This is a genomic window from Lentzea jiangxiensis, assembly GCF_900104175.1.
GTDB classification, from domain to species: domain Bacteria; phylum Actinomycetota; class Actinomycetes; order Mycobacteriales; family Pseudonocardiaceae; genus Lentzea; species Lentzea jiangxiensis.
The window spans coordinates 19,545-40,319 of record NZ_FNIX01000022.1 but is presented as its reverse complement, the minus strand read 5'-3'; the positions used below and the strand labels follow the sequence as shown (position 1 = coordinate 40,319).

At 74.1% G+C, this 20,775-nt stretch carries 18 protein-coding genes; 15 read left to right on the top strand and 3 right to left on the bottom strand.

Annotated features, from left to right (window positions below; genetic code table 11):
* Positions 1–5 precede the first annotated feature (5 nt).
* From BLQ91_RS34640 to BLQ91_RS41795, 3 genes are read left to right on the top strand one after another with little or no spacing between them, the layout of a single operon-like run.
* Positions 6–446, top strand: coding sequence for a phage tail protein (locus tag BLQ91_RS34640; RefSeq protein ID WP_090103939.1), 441 nt, complete (start codon positions 6–8; stop codon positions 444–446).
* Complete coding sequence (locus BLQ91_RS34635) at positions 443–907, top strand: hypothetical protein (RefSeq protein ID WP_090103938.1); 465 nt, start codon at positions 443–445, stop codon at positions 905–907. The genes BLQ91_RS34640 and BLQ91_RS34635 overlap by 4 nt, the downstream gene beginning before the upstream one ends.
* A complete protein-coding gene (locus BLQ91_RS41795) occupies positions 904–1,062 on the top strand; it encodes a DUF6760 family protein (RefSeq protein WP_176947121.1) in 159 nt (52 codons plus the stop codon). The genes BLQ91_RS34635 and BLQ91_RS41795 overlap by 4 nt, the downstream gene beginning before the upstream one ends.
* A 300-nt stretch (positions 1,063–1,362) precedes the next feature.
* On the opposite strand, the gene BLQ91_RS34630 is transcribed toward BLQ91_RS41795, so the two are convergent.
* On the bottom strand, positions 1,363–3,126 hold the full coding sequence (locus tag BLQ91_RS34630; RefSeq protein WP_143022967.1) for a nitrile hydratase subunit beta: 1,764 nt from the start codon (positions 3,124–3,126) through the stop codon (positions 1,363–1,365).
* Between the two features lie 307 nt (positions 3,127–3,433).
* Between BLQ91_RS34630 and BLQ91_RS34625 the strand changes: the two genes are divergently transcribed.
* The 12 genes from BLQ91_RS34625 to BLQ91_RS41790 all read left to right on the top strand — a co-directional run bounded on the left by BLQ91_RS34625 (position 3,434) and on the right by BLQ91_RS41790 (position 13,456).
* The gene (locus BLQ91_RS34625; RefSeq protein WP_143022966.1) at positions 3,434–3,925 is read left to right on the top strand and encodes a hypothetical protein; all 492 of its coding nucleotides are present in this window, start codon (positions 3,434–3,436) and stop codon (positions 3,923–3,925) included.
* A gap of 26 nt (positions 3,926–3,951) precedes the next feature.
* Positions 3,952–4,392, top strand: a complete 441-nt coding sequence (locus BLQ91_RS34620; RefSeq protein ID WP_090103935.1) for a phage tail protein — start codon at positions 3,952–3,954, stop codon at positions 4,390–4,392.
* 29 nt (positions 4,393–4,421) lie between these two features.
* The gene (locus BLQ91_RS34615) at positions 4,422–5,186 is read left to right on the top strand and encodes a CIS tube protein (RefSeq protein WP_245734098.1); all 765 of its coding nucleotides are present in this window, start codon (positions 4,422–4,424) and stop codon (positions 5,184–5,186) included.
* Positions 5,183–6,880, top strand: a complete 1,698-nt coding sequence (locus BLQ91_RS34610; protein WP_090103934.1) for a VgrG-related protein — start codon at positions 5,183–5,185, stop codon at positions 6,878–6,880. Before BLQ91_RS34615 ends, BLQ91_RS34610 begins: the two co-directional genes overlap by 4 nt.
* A 20-nt stretch (positions 6,881–6,900) precedes the next feature.
* A complete protein-coding gene (locus BLQ91_RS34605) occupies positions 6,901–7,215 on the top strand; it encodes a PAAR domain-containing protein (protein WP_090103933.1) in 315 nt (104 codons plus the stop codon).
* A complete protein-coding gene (locus BLQ91_RS34600; RefSeq protein ID WP_090103931.1) occupies positions 7,212–7,622 on the top strand; it encodes a GPW/gp25 family protein in 411 nt (136 codons plus the stop codon). The genes BLQ91_RS34605 and BLQ91_RS34600 overlap by 4 nt, the downstream gene beginning before the upstream one ends.
* Positions 7,622–9,556, top strand: coding sequence for a putative baseplate assembly protein (locus BLQ91_RS34595; protein WP_090103929.1), 1,935 nt, complete (start codon positions 7,622–7,624; stop codon positions 9,554–9,556). The genes BLQ91_RS34600 and BLQ91_RS34595 overlap by 1 nt, the downstream gene beginning before the upstream one ends.
* Positions 9,553–10,113, top strand: a complete 561-nt coding sequence (locus BLQ91_RS34590; RefSeq protein WP_090103927.1) for a phage tail protein — start codon at positions 9,553–9,555, stop codon at positions 10,111–10,113. Before BLQ91_RS34595 ends, BLQ91_RS34590 begins: the two co-directional genes overlap by 4 nt.
* Entirely contained in the window at positions 10,113–11,429 is a 1,317-nt protein-coding gene (locus BLQ91_RS34585) for an NADase-type glycan-binding domain-containing protein (protein ID WP_090103925.1), read from the top strand. Before BLQ91_RS34590 ends, BLQ91_RS34585 begins: the two co-directional genes overlap by 1 nt.
* Positions 11,430–11,489: 60 nt before the next feature.
* On the top strand, positions 11,490–12,548 hold the full coding sequence (locus BLQ91_RS34580) for an NAD-dependent epimerase/dehydratase family protein (protein ID WP_176960112.1): 1,059 nt from the start codon (positions 11,490–11,492) through the stop codon (positions 12,546–12,548).
* A gap of 112 nt (positions 12,549–12,660) precedes the next feature.
* The gene (locus BLQ91_RS34575) at positions 12,661–13,284 is read left to right on the top strand and encodes a response regulator transcription factor (protein ID WP_245734096.1); all 624 of its coding nucleotides are present in this window, start codon (positions 12,661–12,663) and stop codon (positions 13,282–13,284) included.
* Between the two features lies 1 nt (position 13,285).
* On the top strand, positions 13,286–13,456 hold the full coding sequence (locus BLQ91_RS41790; protein ID WP_176960111.1) for a hypothetical protein: 171 nt from the start codon (positions 13,286–13,288) through the stop codon (positions 13,454–13,456).
* 84 nt (positions 13,457–13,540) lie between these two features.
* On the opposite strand, the gene BLQ91_RS34570 is transcribed toward BLQ91_RS41790, so the two are convergent.
* Both BLQ91_RS34570 and BLQ91_RS34565 read right to left on the bottom strand, forming a co-directional pair.
* Positions 13,541–16,993 (bottom strand): ATP-binding protein, encoded by a 3,453-nt coding sequence (locus BLQ91_RS34570; protein ID WP_090103922.1) that lies wholly within the window; start codon positions 16,991–16,993, stop codon positions 13,541–13,543.
* A gap of 138 nt (positions 16,994–17,131) precedes the next feature.
* The gene (locus tag BLQ91_RS34565; protein ID WP_143022965.1) at positions 17,132–20,473 is read right to left on the bottom strand and encodes an ATP-binding protein; all 3,342 of its coding nucleotides are present in this window, start codon (positions 20,471–20,473) and stop codon (positions 17,132–17,134) included.
* Positions 20,474–20,775: the final 302 nt, after the last annotated feature.

Here is a 20,775-nt window from a genome sequence, read left to right as displayed (position 1 = left end):
CACCCATGGCAGAGGGCGATGCTCTTTCCACTCACATCTTCGGCGTTCAGCTCGGCGGGTTCACCGTCGAGTCCCTCCAGGAGGTCAGCGGGCTGACCGTCGAGGAGGACGTCGTCGAGGTCTCCCAGGTCACCCCGACCGGCAAACCGGTGCTGCGCAAGCAGCCCGGCGCGCAGAAGGGCGGTGAGGTGACGCTCACCAGGGGGCTGGACCAGAGCGAGACGTTCACCAAGTGGCTCAAGGAAACCCTGGAGAAGGGTGCGGTCACCGCGGCCCGGCAGGACATCACCATCGAGGTCAAGGACACCGAGGGCACCACGGTCCGCCGCATGACGCTCTACCGCGCGTGGGCCAGCAAGTGGGAGGGCCCCTCGTTCAAGGCCGGGGAGTCCAGCGCCGCCACCGAGAAGGTGACCCTCGTGTTCGAGGAGATCACGGTCGAATGAGGCGGCGGACGATCGCGCTCGACCAGCTGGACGAGCTGGCCGAGCCCAGGACCGAACCGGAGCGGTCGGCCGCGCCGAGCGCGCGCGGCGGCTTGCGCACGGAGTTCGACTTCGAACTGCCGCGGGGTTACGTGGACCCCGACGGCGTGGTGCACCGGCACGGCCGGATGCGCCTGGCCACGGCGCGCGACGAGCTGCGGCCCCAGATCGACCTGCGGGTCAAGGAGAACCCCGGCTACCTCAGCGTGGTGCTGCTCAGCCAGGTCATCACGCAGCTCGGCACGGTCCGCGAGGTCCACGCCGGGGTGGTGGAACAGATGTACGCCACCGACATCGCCTTCCTCCAGGACTTCTACCGGCGGATCAACAGCGAGGGCCACACCAGGGCCGGTGTGTCCTGCCCGTCGTGCGGATCCGCGTTCGAGGTCGACCTCGCCGGTGGCCGCCTGGGGGAATCGTGACGTACGCGGCCGATCGGCTGCTCGAAGAGGTCGCGTACGTGGCCTACCACTTCCACTGGCCGCGCGAGGAGATCCTCGACCTGGCGCACCACGAGCGCCAGAGCTGGGTCCGCGAGATCGCGCGCATCAACACGAGGGTGAACGAGGGGAGGTGACCCGATGGGCTTCTGGGATCGATGGCGGCGCGGAACCCAGCCCGCGGAGGAGCCCGCGCCCGCACAGGTCACCGCTCCGGCCGCCCCGGCGTGGGACGGCGGGTGGCGTGCTCTCCCGCCACTGGGCGGGGTGGTCCAGCGCAGCAGCGTCGCGGTCGGGGACGGCCTGCGGTTCCGGGATGGACTGCCCTCGTGGCAGGACCCCCGGCTCGGCGGCGAGATGGGGCACTCGGTCAGCGTGAGCGCCCCGTCCGGCTTGATCGGCGGGGTGACCGGGCCGGAGGTGTCGGAGCGGTCGCGCTACTCGGGCGGCGGGCCGCTGCTGGTGGCGTGGCCTCGGGAAACCGCCGGGTCCACACGACCGGGGCTGCCCGGCGACGCGGCCGGACCGGAGGACTCCGGTGTCCCGCCGGTGGTGCGGAGGAGCGTGGCGGCCGCCGTGCCGCAGCGCTCCGGCGCGGTGGGGTCCGGGTCGAAGCCCTCCGCCGTTGTCGGGGCGGGGAAGGGCCCGAAGCGCTCCGGCGGTGGTGAGACTGCCGGCGCGGCGGGTGCGACGTCGTCGGGTGCTGGTGCGCCCGCCGGTGCCGCGGCGGCGTCGGGTGTCGGGCCGTCGGGTGTCCCGGCGCCCTCGGGCGTGGACGCCACCGGGGCGGTCCAGCTGCGACAGGTCCGGCCCCCGTTGACGGTCGCCAGGCCTTCGTTGCCGCCCGCCCGGCCGCTGTCCGTGGTCGGGGCCAGGTCCCCCGAGGTCGTCGCCGCGGAGACGGCCGCAGCGGGGGAACGGCCGGGATCAGCCGCCGTCGTGCAGCGGTCCGCACCGGTGCTCGGGGAGCCGTTGACGGCGATGCCGCCGACGGCCGGTGCGGGCCCTCCGGCGGCGCGGCCGGCAGGCGGTGAGCGGGCGCCCGTGGTGCGATCGGCTGTGCCACCGGCGGGCGGACCACCGGTGGTGCGGCGCAGCGCGGCGCCGACGCCCGACGGGCCTGTTCGGTCCAAGCGGGGCACCAGGATCGGTGAGCCGCTCCCGGAACTGCCCATTACCGCGGCTGCCGCGGACAAGGCGGGGGCACGCCGGTCGGCGGCATCGCCGAGCACCGCGCCGGCGGCTCCGTCCGCCGGTGCGAACGCGCCGCGGTCGAGCGTTCCGTTGAGCGGTCCGGCGACCGTTCCGTCGAGTGGTCCAGCGAGTGGTCCGTCGAACGTTCCGGCTGGTGTTTCGGCGAGTGGTCCGTCGAACGTTGCGCCTGCCGGTCTGTCGGCCAGTCCCGTGGGCGGACCGGCGGCGCGGGGCCAAGACGTCCCGGCGGTGCAGCGGTCGGCAGACCGCGGGCCGGCGACCCCCGTGGTCCACGCGAACGTGCGGCAACCTCCGCCCCCGCTCGACGGGTCCGCGGCGCGGCGGTCTCCGTCTCGTGGTGGGGTGTCCGAGACCGGGCACGAGGTGTCCCCGGCGGGCGCGCCGGTGCGGCGCGACGGTGCCGCGCCGAGCTCACCGCCGGGTTCGGAGGTGGTGTCCCCGTTGGGGACGAACCGCCCGGTGCGGCGCGCGATCGGCGGCATGACGCCTGCGGTGGGGCGGCCCGGCCACGCGACCGCACCGGCGTCTGGCCGGTTGCCGGTGGTGCCGGTGACCCGGCTCCAGTCGCCGGGGGAGACCACTGTCCAGCGGTCGGTGTCCTCGACCCCGTTGACGCACCGCGCTCCAGAGCGGCGCGACGCGCCTGAGCGCGGTCGGGCGACGCCGCGGGGCGAGGCGTCCCGTCCGCGCGTGCTGCCGCTGATCCCCGAACGACCCCTCACCACCAACACCGGCACAGGTCTGCCCCAGCCGGTGCGGCACGCGGCGGCGCGGCCGGTGGTCCGCCCGCAGTGGCCGGGCGCGCGGCACGAGCCCACCGGCCTGGAGTCCGCGCCGACGACGCGACGCCCGGCCGATCCGCGGGCCGGTGCTCCGGCGGGAGGTGACGTGCGGTCCTCGGAGAGTCCAGGCCAGGCGGCCCCCAGGGCGCGGTGGTTCGGCGGCCGGAACGCGGCGGCACCGGTGGTGAACGGATCGGCTGCCACGGGCCGCGAACCTTCTGCGCGCGGACCGGCCGACGCTCGCCTGACATCGCCGGCGGTCGGTCGGCGGAGGTCTTCGCGGTTCGATGCGGTGCAGCGGAGCACGGCGGGAACGAGCGGCCGGACTTCTGCGCCGACCTCGACCTGGACTTCGGCACCGGCACCGGCACCGGCGTCGACCTCGGCACTGGCAGCGACCTCGACGCCGGCGTCGACCTGGGCCTCCACTTCAGCCCCAGCACCGCATTCGGCCTCTGCACAGGCAGCGGTGGCGAACGCGGCGTCGAGGCCGCAGCCGGTGTCAGCGCCGGTGAGCGCGCGGCCTGTCACCGCTCCTGCCGCGGGTCCGGCCGTGCGCGTCCAGCGGCGCACCGACGCCTCGCCCCGGCGGGAGACCGGCGCGACACCGGTGGTGCACCCGACCCCGCCCCGGCCTCTCGACAGCGGTCAGAAGCTCCCGCCGATCGCACACCCGCACCCGAACGGCGCGCCGCAGGCCCTAGGCGGCGTGCGGACCCCGGCACAACCGGGTGTCAAGCAGGTTGCGGTCCAGCGGCGGGACGCGGGTGTGTCAGAGCCGCCGCACAAACCCGCACCCCGGGCCGCCGGCCGGCCCGGGACCGCCGCCGGCCAGCCCGGGACCGCCGGCCGGCCCCTGACCGGGGAACGCGGCGACGACGGCAAGCCCTTGGACCTCGAGGAGCTGGCCCGCAGGTTGCTCGACCCGCTCGGCAGGTTGCTGCGCGCGGAACTGCGCGAGGGGCGCGAACGCACCGGCCGACTGCACGACCGCCGCCGCTAGCCGGCCGCCTGACCAAGGAGCACCCCATGAGCGACAGCGACGACGTGTTCGCCAGCAGCGTCTTCTTCCGGTTGACCATCGCCGACGACGACCTCGGCATGTTCCACACCTGTGACGGCCTCGGCGCGCAGGTGGAGGTCGAGCAGTACGCCGAGGGCGGCAACAACGGGTTCACCTGGAGCCTGCCCTCGCGCATCACCTGGTCCAACATCACCATGACCCGCCCGGTGACCGGCGACTCGGCCAAGGTCCTCAAGTGGTTCAACGAGGTCATCAAGGAGGCCGACCGCGAGGACGGCGAGATCGTCGCGCTGGCCCCGGACCTGACCCCGATCGTCAGCTGGCAGGTGATGGGCATCATCCCGGTTCGCTGGCAGGGCCCCAGTTTCGACCCGAACCAGTCCCAGGCCGCCGTGGAGACGCTGGAGTTCGCCCACGAGGGCCTCCAGGCGTCCGGCGACGACTGAGCGGGCGGAAGCCGGAGGAGGGCGGACGAGTGGCGTCGAAGTTCCAGGCCGGTGTCGCCAAGGCGGGCAAGGCCGCGGCGGCGTACTTCGGCTCCGGCCTGGTCAAGGCCCAGCTGGTGATCATGGAACCGCCCACCAAGAGCGGTGCCAAGCCGGGGGCGCGGTTGGCCACGGTCAAGTTCCAGTTCAACCCCAGCAAGCTGGCGCTGAGCAAGAGCGTCGAGTGGCGGCGGAAGCCGGCGCGGATGGCGGGCCAGGCGTCGCTGCCGGAGTTCGTCGGCAGCGGGCCGCGATCGCTGAACGTGGACGTGTTCCTCGACGCGACCGCCGAGCACGACAACTCGGTGGAGGAGCGGGTGGAGAAGCTGATGACCGCCTGCGTGCCGACGAAAGCCAGTCTGCGCAAGAAGAAGCCCGCGAGCCCGTGGGTCCGCTTCGAGTGGGGCACCGCCAAGTCGGTGACCTTCGACGGCGTGCTGTCCAGCCTGTCGGTGGACTACTCGCTGTTCGACGTGGACGGCACACCACTGCGCGCCACCTGCTCGCTGGCGATCGAGGAGGCGGGGGCGGGCACACCCGGCCAGAACCCGACGTCCGGTTCGCGCGAGGCCCGGCGAACGCACCAGGTGGTCGCCGGGGACAGCCTGCCGCAGCTGGCGTGGAGCGAGTACGGCGACGCGACCGCCTGGCGGGTGATCGCGGAAGCCAACGACATCGACGACCCCATGGTCCTGGTCCCCGGCACGGAGCTGCTGGTACCGGGCGTGGCGGGAGAGACAGGGGAGGACCGATGACCGGGCCGGACGTGGAGGGCGACAACATCGCCGCGAGCGCGCTGGTGCGCGCGAACGGCATCCCGCTGATCGGCGAGGCCGATCAGCTGGTCCGTTGCGTGGTGGACGAGAACGTCGGCCTGCCCGACTGCGCCGTGCTGACGTACTCCGACGAGAAGAACGAGCTGCTCAAGAAGACGCACATCACGATCGGCACCGATCTCACGGTGTCGCTGGCGGCCTCGAGCGTCACCACCACCGAGCAGGTGTTCACCGGCGAGGTCACCGCGCTGGAGCTGGACCGCGACGGCACCGGCTCGTACACCGTGATCCGGGCGATGAGCCGCGCGCACCGCCTGATGCGGGGCCGCAAGGTCCAGGCGTTCCGCAACATGTCGGCGGCGGCCGTCGTGCGGAAGGTCGCCACGGGCGCCGGGCTGACGGCGGGCCGGCTCGACGTCGCGGGCGTCACCTACCGGCACCTGAGCCAGGCGGGTGTGTCGGACTGGGACTTCCTGCAGATGCTCGCCCAGGAGCACGACGCCGTCGTCCGGATCGACGAGGCGGGACGGCTGGAGTTCGTCAAGCTCAAGCCGGCGAGCAAGGCACCCGCGCCGAAGAGGACGAACGACCCGCACGTGCTGGAGTTCGGCGAGAACACCGTCGCGCTGCGCGCCGTGCTGACCACCGCGGACCAGGCCAACGGCGTCGAGGTGCGCAGCTGGGACGTGGCCACCAAGAAGGCGCTGGTCGCGGTGCGGCCCAACACCGCCAGCAAGACCGTCAAGCCTGGCCTGAAGGCGAGTGAGGCCAACATCGCCTTCCGCACCAAGGCGCCCCTGCTGGTCACCGACGCGCCGTACGCCACGCAGGCCGAGGCGACCCGCGCGGCACGCTCGCTGGAGGCGTCCACCAGCGCGGGATTCGGCGAGCTGGAGGCCGTCGTCACCGGCAACCCCAAGCTCCGCGCCGGCGACCCGGTGACGCTGACCAACTCCGGTCAGGACTTCGACGGCGCCTACACCGTGACCGCGGCGCGGCACGTGCTGGAGCCCGAGACCGGCTACCACACGACGCTGACGGTCAGCGCCTCCTACGACCGCTCCCTCGCGGGCCTGGTCACGGGAGGCAACGCGCCGGCCCGCGGCCCGCGCATGCCCGGCCTGGCCACCGGCATCGTCACCGACATCAAGGAGGCCGGCGGTCAGCGCGGCTGGGTGCGGCTGAAGTTCCCGTGGCTGGACGACAAGTACGTCACCGACTGGGTGCGCACCGTGCAGTGGGGCGGCGCGGGCGGCGGCGGGGTGTTCAGCCCGGAGGTCAACGACGAGGTGCTGGTCGGGTTCGAGCAGGGCAGCCTGGACCGGCCCTACGTGATCGGCGGGCTCTACAACGGCGTCGACAAGCCGTCGGCGCACGACCTGCCGCTGGTGGACGGCAGGCGCGGCAAGGTCAACCGCCGTTCCCTGGTCTCGCGCTCCGGCAACCGGCTGGAACTGCTGGACGGCATGACCCAGTCGGGTGTCCGGCTGGCCTCCGGCGACAAGCGGCTGGAGGTCGTGCTCGACGAGAAGCGCAACAAGATCGACCTGTTCGTGCGCGGGCCGGGCGGCGCACGCGTGCTCAGCTCGGTGTCGCTGACCAGCACCGGCATCACCATCGACGCCGGACAGGGCGTGCTCACGCTCAAGGGCGCCCTCATCAAGCTCAACTGACCACGTGAGGAGACCGCGACATGCCCGCCGCTGCCCGACAGGGTGACAAGACGCTCCACCCCGGCACCATCGGCCCTCCGCTGAACCCGCTGCTGGCGGCCCGCCTGATGACGGTGCTGATCGAGGGCAAGCCCGCCGCGACGATCAACTGCGTGCACGTGTGCGCCGTGGTGCCGCACAACGTGGCCCCCAACATCATCCTGATCTCGCCGGCCATCGCTCGCCGCGGCGTTCTCATCGCAGGGCTGGCCGCCGCCGCTGCCCTGGACGAGACCACCTGCAAGGCCAAGCTGGCGCCGCGCCCTGGCACGGTGCAGATCGGAGGACCGCTGTGAGCTCCGACTTCATCGGACGCGGCTGGGGCTTCCCGATGCGAGCCGGCACCACCGGCGGTATCGGCATGGTCGACCGCGACCAGGAGATCCAGGAGGCCATCCGGCTGGTCCTGGGCACCGCGCCCGGCGAGCGCCCGATGCGCCCGGAGTTCGGCTGTGGCATCCACGACCTGGTGTTCGCCACGGCCGATGGGGCGACCGCAGGGCACATCTCGCGCGAGGTGCGCGCCGCGCTCGACCGGTGGGAGCCCCGCATCGACGTGACCGGCGTGGTCGTGGCGTTCGACTCGGTCGACGTCGGAACGCTCTACATCGACATCCACTACACCGTGAAGTCCACCAACGACCAGCGCAACCTGGTCTTCCCCTTCTACACGATCCCTTCCGAGGAAGGGGAGGCCGGCTGATGGCGATACCAGCGCCCAACCTGGACGACCGGCGCTTCCAGCAGTTCGTGGACGAGGCCAAGCGGTACGTCCAGCAGAGCTGTCCTGAGTGGACGGACCACAACGTGTCCGACCCCGGCGTCACCCTCATCGAGACCTTCGCGCACATGGTCGACCAGCTGGTCTACCGGCTCAACCGGGTGCCGGAGAAGAACTACCTGGCGTTCCTCGACCTGCTGGGCGTGCGGCTGTTCCCGCCCACGGCGGCCCGCGCCCTGGTGACGTTCTGGCTGTCCGCGCCGCAGGTCGAGACCGTGTCGCTGCCCGCGGGCACCGAGGTCGCGACGGTGAGCACCGAGTTCGCCGAGGCGACCGTGTTCGCCACCACCCGCGAACTGCCGATCGTGCCCTGCGAACTGGCGCGCCTGGTCACGCGGTCCGCGCCCGGTGAGCACGCCGACCGCACGCGAGATCTGGAGTCCGGCAAGGACGTGGCGTGTTTCCAGGCCTCGCCCGAGCCTGGTGACGCCACCCTGTTCGGGCTCACCGCCGCCGTGCCGGACTGCGTGGTGGTGCTGAGGCTGGAGAGCCGGGTCGAGGGCGTCGGCGTCGACCCGCGGCAGCCGCCGCTGGTCTGGGAGGCGTGGGACGGAGGGGACTGGGTCGCCTGCGAGGTGGACGAGGACGGCACCGGCGGCCTCAACCGGCCGGGCGAGGTCGTGCTGCACGTGCCGGGCGGCCACACGATGTCGGTGGTCGCCGGCCAGCGCGCGGGCTGGCTGCGCTGCCGGGTCACCGAACCGGTGCCCGGCCAGCCGTTCTACTCGGAGTCCCCGACGGTGCGCGAGGCCGAGGCCTACACCATCGGGGGCACCACCGCCGCCGAGCACGCCGAGACCGAGGTCGACGTGCCGCTCGGCGAGTCCGCCGGCGTGCCCGGCCAGCGGTTCACCGTGCCCAGGGCCCCGGTGCTGCTGGACGGTGACCCGGTGGTCGTGCAGGCCGCGGCGGGCGAGGGGTGGGAGGACTGGGTGGTGGTGGAGGACTTCGGCCTCTCCGGCCCCGACGACCGGCACGTGGTGCTCGACGCGTCGAGCGGTGAGTTCCTGTTCCCGCCCGCGGTGCGCGAGGCGGACGGGACACTGCGCCGCTACGGCGCGGTTCCGTCCAAGGGCGCGGTGCTGAGGGTTCCGCGCTACCGCACCGGCGGCGGGCGGTCGGGCAACGTGGCGCGCGGCGCGATCTCGGTGCTGCGCAGCTCGGTGCCCTACATCTCGGCGGTGGAGAACCGGGAGGCCGCGATCGGCGGCGTGGACGCCGAGACCGTCGCCGAGGCGAAGCTGCGGGCGCCCAACCAGCTGCGGGTGCAGGACCGCGCGGTCACCGCCGAGGACCACGAGCTGATCGCGCGGCAGGCCGTGCCGTCGCTGGCGCGCGTGCGCTGCCTGCCCGTGGAGGGTGAGGTGGGGGCGGCGAGGGTGCTGGTGGTGCCCGACGCGGTGGCCGACGAGGGCGACCGGTTGCGGTTCGAGCAGCTGGAGCCCTCCGACGAGGTGCTGGCCGCGGTCGCGCGCCGCTTGGACGAGCGGCGCCTGCTCGGCACGCGGCTGGTCGTGGAACCGCCCCGCTACCAGGGCATCACGGTGGTGGCCCGGCTGACCGCCGCCGACGTCAACCTGGTCCGCGAGGACGCGCTCGCCGCGCTGTACCGGTACCTCAACCCGCTGCGCGGCGGACCGGACGGCGCCGGCTGGGGTTTCGGGAGGCCGGTGCAGTTCGGCGAGGTGTTCTCGGTGCTCCAAGCGGTGCCGGGGGTGCTGCTGGTGGACGAGATCCGGATGTTCCCGGCGAACCCGATCACCGGGGCGCGGGGTGCGCCGGTGGACCGGCTGGACGTCGCGCCCAACGCGCTGGTCTTCTCCCACCAGCACCAGGTCGCGGTCGGTGCGCCGTGACCAGGGCAGCGCTGCCGGAACTGCCGAGCAGGCACCCGCTGGGGGACATGCTGCCCGCGCTGTACGCGGCGGACGACTTCGCGCAACGGTTCACCGCGGGCCTGGACGCCGTGCTGTCCGCCGTGTTGTCCACTTTGGACAACCTGCCCGCTTATCTGGATCCGGCGCTGGCGCCGGAGGACTTCCTGGCGTGGCTGTCGTCGTGGGTGGCGGCCGGACTGGACCCGGCGTGGCCGGAGCCGCTGCGGCGTGCCCTGGTGCGGCGGGCCGTGGAGCTGCACCGCAAGCGCGGCACGATGCGGGGGCTGGTCGAGCGGCTGGAGCTGTCGCTGGGCGTGCACGCGGATGTGGCGGACGGCCCGGGGGTGCGCTGGTCGGGCATGCCCGACACGCCGCTGCCCGGTCCGGCGGCCGAAGTGGTCGTGGTGCGGGTGTGGCCGGGGTCAGCCGGTCCGGTGGACCGGGACCGGGTCGAGGCGCTGGTGGGAGCGGTGTGCCCCGTGCACGTCCGGTGCACGGTCGAGGAGCTGGGCGGGCCGCCCGCGGATGGGGTGTGATGGCCGTGGTGCGCTCGTGCCCGCAGTGCGGCGCGTCTGTTCAGGACGGTGACGACTTCTGCGGCAACTGCGGCACCTACCTGGGGTGGTCCGCCGAGGCCGCTCGGCCGGAGCGAGCCGGTACCGGCGGGATGGCCGGGTCGGCCCCGGCGGTGGGGACGGGAACGGCGCAGGCCTCGGCGGGTGAGGAAGCCGCGCACGAGGATTCGGCCGTGCAGGATGCTCCGGCAGGGCATCAGCCGGTGAGCCCGCAGCCGGCGGAGGACCACCACCTGGCGTCCCGGATCGAGACGGCCATCGGGGAAGGGCCGACCGGCCTGGCGGAGCCGGACCCGGCGGTCGGCCCCGGCCGCGAGCGGGAGGACCCCGCCGCCGGTCGGCCGGGCCTGTGGGCCCGCTGGCGCGCGTGGGCCCGGTCGCGTTTCGGCGAGGACGGCGGAACGCCGGCGACCGACGAGCCCGGCGCTCGCACCACCACGGCCTCCGGCCGGCCGGAGACCGCTCGCGTCCGGACGACCGCGGGATCGGAGCTGACGGTCGGGAGAGGTCCGTCGACCGTGGTGCTGGGACCCGTGCTGCCGCGGCGGCCGGAGGCCAAGCGTCCGCTGCCCACCCTCGGCGTCGAGGCCGAGGTGGACGGTCCGCCCTGCCCGGTGTGCGGCACCACCAACCCGCCGGGCCGCCGGTTCTGCCGCCGGTGCGCCACCCCGCTCCAGGACGGGACTGCGATCACCACCGCGACTCGCCGCCGGCGTTCGCGCCGCGGCGACACCTCGAAGTGGCTGCGCCGGCTGGCCGCGCTGCTCGCGGTCGCCGCGCTGGTGCTCGCCGGGATCGTGTTCTACCCGAATGCGGTGGAGCTGTTCGAGGACCTGCGCGACAGGCTGGCCAAGCCCGCGCCGATCGCGCCCGCGCGCACCGCGGCCACCGCCGAGGTGCCCGGTCACCCGGCCGCGGCCGCCGTGGACGGGCTGTCGAACCGGTACTGGGGCGCTCCCGCCGTGGGCGACGCGGTCGAGTTCACCTTCGACCAGCCGTTCCGGCTGCTGTCGGTCGTCGTGCACTCGGGCGCCTCGGCGCAGCCGGAACAGTTCCGCGGGCAGGCCCGGCCGACGGCCGCGGACCTGGTCGTGACCAGTTCCGGTGGTGCCACCCGCACGATCGCGGTGGCGTTGAACGACCAGCCGGGTCCGCAACGAACCGACACCGGCATCAGTGACGTCGTGGCGGTGCGCCTGGTCGTGAAGTCCGCCGCGGGGCTGGGTGCCGGCCGGCACGTGGCGCTCGGCGAGGTCGAGTTCTTCCGCCGCTCGTGACCGAGTCCGGCCAGGCGGAGCCGGCGTGAAGAGATCGCGCACGGACGGAGAGGAGTGCCCGTGGACATCGCAGTGGTCACCGGCTCGGCAGGGCTGGTGGGCGGTGAGGCGGTGCGGCGGTTCGCATCGCGGTTCGACCTGGTCGTCGGCATCGACGACGAGCCGCGGCAGGAGTTTTCCGGCCCGGCGGGGGCGGTGGCCGAGGCCCGGCGCGTCCCGAACTACCGGCACCACCGGGTGGACGTGCGCGATCAGGCGGCCGTGGACGAGGTCCTGCGCGTGTGGGGTGCGGACGTCCGGCTGGTGGTGCACACGGCCGGGCAGCCGAGCAGCGCCTGGTCCGCCGAGCGGCCGTCGATCGACTTCGGGATCAACGCCGTGGGCGCGGTCACCGTGCTGGACTCGGTGCGGAGGCACTGCGGCGAGGCGGTGTTCACCCTGGTGTCCACCACCGAGGTCTACGGCGACGCGCCGGACGCGCTGCCCCTGGTGGAGACCGCGACCCGGTGGGAGCTGGACCCGTCCCACCGGTTCCACGAGCACGGCGTGGACGAGTCGATCCGGCTGGACCGGGCCGGCCGCACCTTTCTCGGCGTGTCGAAGCTGGCCGCCGACCTCGTCGCTCAGGAGCACGGCCGCCAGCTGGGCATGAAGGTCGGCGTGTTCCGGTGCGGCAGCGTCACCGGCACCGGGCAGACGGGCGTGCGCGGGCACGGCTTCGTGTCGCACCTGGTGCGCAGCGCCGTGCGCCGGGTGCCGTACCCGGTCGTCGGTCACGGCGGCAAGCAGGTGCGCGACGTGCTGGACGCTCGCGACCTGGTGGATGCTCTGTGGCAGTTCTACCTGGACCCGCGGCCCGGCGAGGTCTACCACCTGGGTGGTGGGCGCGAGCGCGGCGCCTCGGTGCTGGAGCTGATCGCGCGCTACGAGCACCTGACGGGTGCGGAAGTGCCGTTCGACTACTCGCCGCAACCCCGGTTCGCCGATCCGCGGTGGTGGATCGGCGACACCCGCAAGTTCCGGCGCGACTACCCCCGCTGGTCGCCCGCGCACGACCTGGACGACGTGCTGCTGGCGCTGCACCGGCACTGGAGCGAAGCGGACGAGGTCGTCGCCTAGCGTCCCCTTCACGCCGTCCAACCCCGATGAAGAACTTTTGTAGACGCGTTTAAGAGCGCGTGAAGCCGTGCCTCGCAGACTCGGAACCGGGGAACCGGATCTGCGGGAGGCAGTGGTGGAGCGAGTGCGGGTCGTCGTGCAGACGGCGGATCACCTGAGCATGGCCGGGCTGACGAGCTACCTCGGCTCGCGGGCTGAGATCGAGGTCCTGGACTGGGACCGGCGGACGCGGGCACACGTGGTCGTGGTCGCCGTCGACCGGATGAGCCCCGAGGTGCTGACCGAACTGCGGCGGGTGGCCGCCGACATCGGGGCACCGGTGGTGCTGGTCCTCGACGAGGTCGGTGAGAAGGACGTGCTCGCCGCCGTGGAGTACCGGGTGGTGGCGATCCTGCCCCGCACCGCCGCGACCGGGGAACGGGTCCTGCGCAGCGTCCTGGCTGCGGCCTCCGGCGGTGGGGTCATGCCGCCCAGCCTGGTCGCGGAGCTGCTCAGGCACGTCGAACGGCTCCAGCGGGAGCTGGTGTCGCCGGACACGAGCGTGCCCAAGCTGACGCCGCGCGAGGCCGACGTGCTGCGGTTGATGGCCGACGGCCTGGGCACCGCCGAGATCGCCGGGAGGTTGTGCTACTCCGAGCGCACGATCAAGAACGTCTTCTACGGGTTGACCACGAGGCTCAACCTGCGCAACCGGCCGCACGCGGTCGCCTACGCCCTGCGGAAGGGGATGATCTGAGGTGGACGAGACCCTGGTGGCCGAGCGGGAACGCGCCAGGCTGCGGCGGGCGGTGGACCTGGCGCGGCGGGCGTTGCGGGGGACGACCGCGATGAAGTGCGCCCGGCCGGACACGGGCTGGGTGATGTCGGCCGACGGGGTGATCGGCGCGCCGGAGGAGGGGGATGAGTAACACCCACCGCGACCGGGGTGGTGCAGGGGAGCTTCGCCGCCGGGCGGGACGGCGGCTGCTCGGTGAACGACTCGGCCACGGCGATCAGCCGACACGGTCGGTGGCCCGGCGGATGTCCCACGCGGCGCCCAGCCCGCGGTAGAGACCGACGGCCTCGCGCAGCGCGGCGCCGGCCTCCGGCTCACGCCCACTGCGCGCGAGCAGGACCGCGCGGTCCTCCAGCGTCTGCGCCGACTCGAACACCCGGCCCACCGAACGGTAGTGCGCGGCGACCTCCGTGAGCCCGTCCGGGTCCTCCGCCAGCACGCACCGGCAGCGCCGCGCCGCGGCGGCGGCCCTGGCCGCGGTGGACTCCCTGGCCGCCTCGGCCTCGCAGGCTTCGACGGCGGCGCGGGCGGTCGCCCGGTCGTCGCAGTCCAGCGCCATCCGGACCAGCTCCGGCAGCCACTGGTGGCGCAGCATCATCTGGGCGTAGCGGGTGTCGAGGATCCCGCCCAGGAACTCGATCGCGTCGGCGTGGTCGCCGTTCCGGTACGCCGCGGCCGCCCGTGCCGCGACCAGGAAGTCGCAGTTCTCCCGGTTCGCCGCGGTCGCCAGCGGCAGCGTGAGACCCGCGTGCAGGTGTCGCTTGAGCGCCAGATCGTCGTCCCGGTGCGCGGCTATCAGTGCGGCGACGCCGTGCAGCAGCATCAACCCGCCCTCGCGCAGGCCGAACCCGGTCATGCCCGAGTCGTCCCCGAGCACCGCGTCGAGCCGGTCCACCGCCTCGTCCCACCCGCCGAGCCAGAACCGGTGGACGGCCGCGCCGACCTGGAGGGCCGCCACGGACGCGCCGTGCCCGGCAGCGTTGAACGCCAGCCGCATCGTGTCGGTCGCTTCGTCCAGCCGGTCCAGGCACTGCAGCGTGAACACGCGGTTGTCCAGCAGCACCAGCTTCAGGTCGGTGAGGCTGAAATCGGTGCCCACCACGTCCAGCGCGCGGTCCAGGTAGGCGAGCGCGCTCACGTAGTCGCGCCGCGCCGCGTCGACCTGCCACAGCACCTCCAGGGACTGGCCGATGGCGAACGGGTCGGCCGCGCGTTCCCCGACCTCGATGGACTCGCGCGCGCTCGCGGCCGCCGCGTCGAGGTCGTCGAGCCCGGCACGCTGCACCAGCGCCAGCAGCGACAGCAGCCGGGCACGCCACGCGTCGGGCAGCCCGGGGTTGGCCAGCGTCTCCCGCAGCGACGCCAGTGCCTGCTCCGGCCGTGACGCGCGGAAGGGCACGTAGGCCGTCGTCCACTGGACCTCCGCGATCCGGTCGGGGTCGCGCAGTCCCGGCAGGGCCCGCCGAGCGTGGTGCTCGGCCTCGGTGTCCCGGCCGATCCGGAACAGCGCGCTGCTCAGGTGGGCCCGCAGCGTCGCGGCGTGCTCGTCGGGCACGGCCGTGGACCGCAACGCCCGCTGCAGCAGGTCGACCGCGACCAGCGGCGCCTCGTAGACCAGCGCCGGCGCCCGCACCAGCAGCCAGTCCACCACCCACCCGCCGAAGTGCCCGGCCGAGGCCAGCAACTGCTCGGCCACGTGGTCGACCGGCGCCCCGGCGCGCGCGAGTGCCTGCGCGGCCTGCTCGTGCAGGGCGTTGCGCAGCGCCGCGGGCGTCCTCTCGTACAGCGCCTGCCGCAACACCGGGTGCCGGAACGCGATGCGCGTCCCGGCGTCGCGCAGCACCCCCGCCGCGGCGGCCTCCTCGAGTGGCACCACCAGCTCCGTCACCGGGCGGGCGAGAACGACCGCGAGCCCGTCGACGGAGAACTCGCCGCCCAGCAGCGCCGCCCACCGCAGCACTTCGCGCGTGGGAGCGGAGACCAGGTCCAGGCGTCCGCCGACCGCGGACACCAGCGAGCTGGGCACCCGGTCGAAGGCGTGCTCGCCCACCTCGGCCAGGCCGGTGCCGACGACCACCACCAGCTGCTCGCGCAGCAGGGCGTCCGCGACCTCCCGCACGTACAGCGGGTTGCCGCCCGCCCGCGCGGCGATCTCGCGCAGCGCAGGGCCGGGCGGCGCGCCCACCAGCCGCCCGACGATGTCCGCCACATCCGAGTCACCGAGCGGTGCGGGGTCCAGAACCACGCCACCGGATTCCGAGATCTGGCGCAGGCGGGCCACCTCCGGCCGGTAGGGCACCGGCCGCGCCGCGCCCAGCAGCAGCAGCGGCAGGTGCCGGGTCAGCGCGCCGAGCCGGCGCCACACCTCGATGCTGCTCTCGTCGGCCCACTGGAGGTCGTCCAGCACCAGCACCAGGGGCGCGTCCGCGCACAGCCGCTCCACCAGTGCGACCAGCTTGTCGACGCCGCCCGAGAGCGGGTCGCCGCTCGCGAAGATCGACCCGACGGGCTGCCGCTCGCGCAGTGCCCGCGCCACCTCCGCACGCCGCGGGTCGGTGGCAGCGGGGTCCACGCCCAGGGCGTCCAGCGCGAGCCGGAGCGGGAAGCGGCTGTCCAGCTCGTCCGCCACGGCGTGGGCGGTCTGGTACCCGGCCAGCCCGGCCCGTACCAGTGCGGCGGCCAGCAGCGCCGACTTGCCGATGCCCATCTCGCCCTCCACCCACAGCGTCCCGCCGCGTCCCGCTGACAGGTCGCCGACCGCCCGCGAGATCGCGGCCAGCTCGGCGTGACGGCCCAGCAGGACCGGCTCGTCGAAGGTGCGGGCCACCGGTGCCGACGCGTCCTGCGGTACTGGGCGGGGGTGGTTGGCGGTGGGAGCCCGCGGTGCGGGGCGCGGGGGAGCCGGGGCGGTCCGCGTGCCGCCGAGCACCAGCTGCTGCGCGGCGCGCAGTCCCGGCCCCGGTTCCACGCCCAGCTCGGTCACCAGCACCCGGCGTGCGTCGCGGAACACCTCCAACGCCTCCGCGCCGCGCCCACTGCGGTGCAGTGCCAGCACCAGCAGCTCGTACGCCCGTTCCCGCAGCGGTTCCTCCGCGACCAGCGCGCCGAGGTCCGCGATCACGTCGGTGTGCGTGCCGGTCGCCATGGCCGCCTCGGCGCGCAGCTCCCGCGCGACGGTCCGCTCCGCGGCCAGCTCCCGCCGCCGGGTCTCGGCGAACGGTCCGCTCAAGCCCGCCAGCGCCTCGCCCCGCCACAGCCCCAGCGCCGCGTCGAGCGAGCCCAGCGCCGCGTCCGCGTCGCCGTCCGCCAGCTGCCGCCGACCCTGCGCCCGCAGCGCGCGGAACTCCGCGAGATCCGAAGCATCCGAGGCCCACCGCAGGCGGTAACCCGACCCGACCGACTCCAGCACCTGCGAGGCCGCCCCGCGCGCCCGGTCCGGCTCCAAAGCCTTGCGCAGCAACGAGATGTAGGTGTGGACGCTGCCCTCCGCGGTGGCCGGCGCGTCCTGCCCCCACACGCCGGCCACCAGGTCGTCCCGCCGCACCGCCGCGCCCGCGCGCAGCGCGAGCATCGCGAACACCGCCTGGGGGCGTGCCGATCCCAGCGACACCTCCCGATCCCCGACCCACGCACGCACCGGCCCCAGCACGACCAACCGCAACGCCGACATCCCGCCCGCCTTCCCGAAGGCTCCTCAGGTCGCGGCGCACGTCCTCCCGCCGCCGCGGCCCGATGCCGGCGCCATCGACCGCGCCGACCCCGATCACCCGTTGGTGCCGCCGTGATCGACGTGCACGTCCTGCCCTTCTCAGGCCACGTGGCGCACCAGCGCTCCGGCCCGACACGCGTCCCACTCCGCGCCGAAACCGCGGTAGACCGCCACGGCCTCCCTCACCGCCGCGTCGGCCGCGGCCCAGTCGCCGCGCCCCGCCAGCAGCGCGGCGCCGTCCTCCAGCGCCTCTGCCAGCTCCACCGGCCGGCCCACCTCCCGGTACCGCGCCACCGCGTCGAGCACGAGGGCCGGGTCGCGGTTCACCAGCCCGCGGCAGCGCAGCGCCACCGCGATGGCCTCGCTCGCCTGGGCGAGCCCGGCCGCGTGTGCCGCCAGGTCGCGGTCATCCGCCAGCAGCGCCAACCGCGTCAGCGGTGGCAGCCACCGCAGGTTGGGCGCCGCACGGCCGGGTGCGAGCACCCCTGTCAGCGCGGCGAGCGCGTCGTCCACCCGTCCGGCGCGTTCGGCGATGGTGGCTTCGGCGGCGGCGCGGAAGTCGTCCAGGAAGTCGTCCCGGCGGCCTGCCAGAGCGCGCAGGTGCCGCAGCGCCACGTCCACCCGGTCCTGGCGGACCGCGACGAGCGCGGCGACGCCGTGGGCGGGAGGTGTCGGACCACGGTCCCGGGGCCACGGGCTCGGCGGCGGCTCACGGTGGCCGTCGACCAGGTCGAGCGCCTCCGCCCAGCGACCCCGCCAGTAGCACTGCGCCACTGCGGCGGGGTGCGGTCGCGTGGCGCGGAGCAGGTCGTCGGCCTCGTCGAGGCGGTCGAGGTGCTGGAGGGTGAGCACCTTGTCACCCACCAGGTCCGCGTGGGCCTCCGGGGTGACGGAGACCGCGAGGGCTTGGTCGACCTGCCGCAACGCCTCGGCGTGGTCGCCGCGGGCTGTCGCGGCCCGCCACAGCCCGCGCCTGGCCTGCGCCACGGTGAAGTTGTCGCGCACCTCCCGCGCCAGCTCCAGCGCCTGGTGTGCGGCGGTCTCGCCCTCGTCCTCGGTCAGCACGTCCGCGGTCAGCGCCTGCAGGCGGGCCCGCCAGACGGGGGGTGTGGCGTGGTCGGCGGCCGCCGACCGCAGCACTTCGGCGGCGTCCGCGGTGCGGCCGTCGCGGTGGTACGAGGCGGCCAGGACCCAGCGCATCTCGGCGATCACGACGTGGTCCCTGGCGCGGGCCAGCGCGTAGCAGGCTTCGGCATCGGCGCGGCGGCCGAGCCCGAACAGCAGGCGGGCCAGCCGGGCAGCGAGCAGTTCGCGATCTCCCACGGGCACGTCCGACTGCGTGACGGCCGACCGCAGCACCGCGACCGCCAGGTCCGGGTCCTGCGCCGCGACCAGCTCGGCGTTGGCGAGCAGCCAGTTCACCACCCAGGGGTCGACCGCGGTCGACGCGGTGGCCAGCTGCCGCGCGACCAGCTCGACCGGCGACCCGGCCGCGGCGAGGGCCTGGGCGGCCTGCCGGTGCAGCGCGGCCCGCACGGCGGCCGGGATGCCCAGGTAGAGGGCGTGGTGAACCAGGTGGTGCCGGAAGGCGAACTCGGCGCCCTCCTCGACCAGGATGCCGGCCGCCATCGCCTCCTCCACAGCGGCGACCAGCTCGCTGACCGGCCGTCCCGCCACGACCGCCGCGTCACCGGGCGCGAACGCGGTGCCCAGCAGCGCGGCCCAGCGCAGCAGGCCCAGTGCTTCCGCCGAGAAGAACGCCAGCCGCCTGGCCAGCGCCGTCACCAGCGATGCCGGCATGTCCTGGCCCGTCACCCGCGCCTCGGCGAGTCCGGCGCGAAACTCGACGGCGTTCTCGCGCACCAGCGCGGAGACCACGTCCTTGACGTAGAGCGGGTTTCCCCCCGCGCATCCGGCGAGCCGGTCCAGGTCCCGGCCGGGTGGGGCGTCCACCAGCCTGGTCACCAGTTCGGTGACCTCTTCGTCCGTCAGCGGTTCGAGGATGATCAGGTCACCGGTGTCCACGACCGCGCGCCGCACCCGCGCCATGTCCTCGCGGTGCGGCACCGGCCGCGTCACCGCGATCAGGAGCAGGGGGAGCCGGTGCGACAGGCGGAGCAGCCGGTGCCACAGCAGCACGCTGGCCTCGTCGGCCCACTGGAAGTCGTCGAGTGCCAGCACCAGCGGGGCTTCCGCGCTCAGCTCGCGCACCAGTTCCACCAGGCGTTCGACGGCGGTGAGCACCGGGTCGCCCACGGCCTGGCGGTCACCGGCCCGGGCCAGCAGGTCGCGGGCCAGCTCGCCACGGCGCGCGTCGGGGGACGCGACCGACACGTTGAGGGCGTCGAGCACCACGCGGAGGGGGAAGCGTCCGCCCAGTTCGTCGGCCGCGGCCCAGGCGACGCGGACCTCCGTGCCGGCCAGGCAGGCGGCCAGCAGGGACGACTTGCCGATACCCGGCTCACCCTCGAGCCACAGGACTCCGCCCCGGCCGGCGGCCACACCGGTCACCGCACGCCGCAGCAGGCCGAGCTCCCTTCGCCGGCCGACGAGGGGAGCCAACGCCTGTCGCGGCCCGCTCGTCGCCCCGCTCTCCGCCGCGGAGGGATCGGCGGAAGACGAGGCTGGGGCTGTCAGGGGAGCCCCGGCCGGTCCGGCTGCAGGTGAGCGGTGGGCCGCCTCGCCCTCCAGCACCCGGCGGTGGGCCTCGCGCAAAGCGTCGCCTGGCTCGATGCCGAGCTTGGTCGCCAGCGCCTGCCGGGCGTCGCGGAACACCTCCAGCGCTTCGGCCTGCCTGCCACCTCGGTGCAGCGCGGACATCAGCAGCGCCCGCAGCCCCTCCCGCAGCGGGTGCTCGACCACCAGCCCGGACAGCTCGGCCACCACGTCGGCGTGCCTGCCCAGCAGCAGCGCCAGTTCGGCGCGCCGCTCCACGGCCGCCAGCCGCAGCTCGTGCAACCGCGACCGCTGGGACTCGGCGAACCGGCCCGGCACGGAGAACAGCGCCTCGCCCTCCCACAGCGCCAGCGCGGCGTCCAGCTCCGCCACCGCCCGCTCAGGGTCGTGCCGCGCCAGGCTCTCCGCCCGCTCGCGGTGCCGGTCGAAGCGGTGGACGTCCACCGCCTCGGGATCCAGGCGGAGCGCGTACCCGGCTCCCGACGAGGTGAGCACCACCCCGGCGGATCGCTTGGACCGTTCCGGCTCCAGCGCCCCGCGCAGCGCGGAGACGTAGGTGTAGAGGCTCGCCTCAGCGGTCGCGGGCGGCGCGTCGCCCCACACCCCGTCGACCAGCTCGTCCTTGGAGACCGCCTCGTTCGCCCGCATCGCGAGCAGGGTGAACACAGCGCGCCTGCGCGCGGTGCCCAGGTCGACCTCAGCGCCGTTGCGCCACGCGCGCACCGGGCCGAGCAGCCTGACCACCAGCGAAGCGGTTGTGCTCATCGACACCGGGACACCCTCCCTGCGGAAATGGGGGCCGAATGGCGGCACGTGCTGATGGTGTATTGCGCCGACTGGTATCGGAGCTTCCCTTTGGTCACTTCATCATGGCAACGTTCCCCGAAGAATGTCTATCGCCCTCTGTCTCAATTGCTGTTTGCGGCGGTCAGAAGCGTGGTAATTCCTGTTTGGATGGTCCTCGGTCGTCTTCGGAGAAGTTTCGAAACTTCCATATTCCCGATCCTGTGGAATCTGTGACTGTGAGGGCGATGGTGGGATCGATGGTCTGAACCTATGGGTTGCTG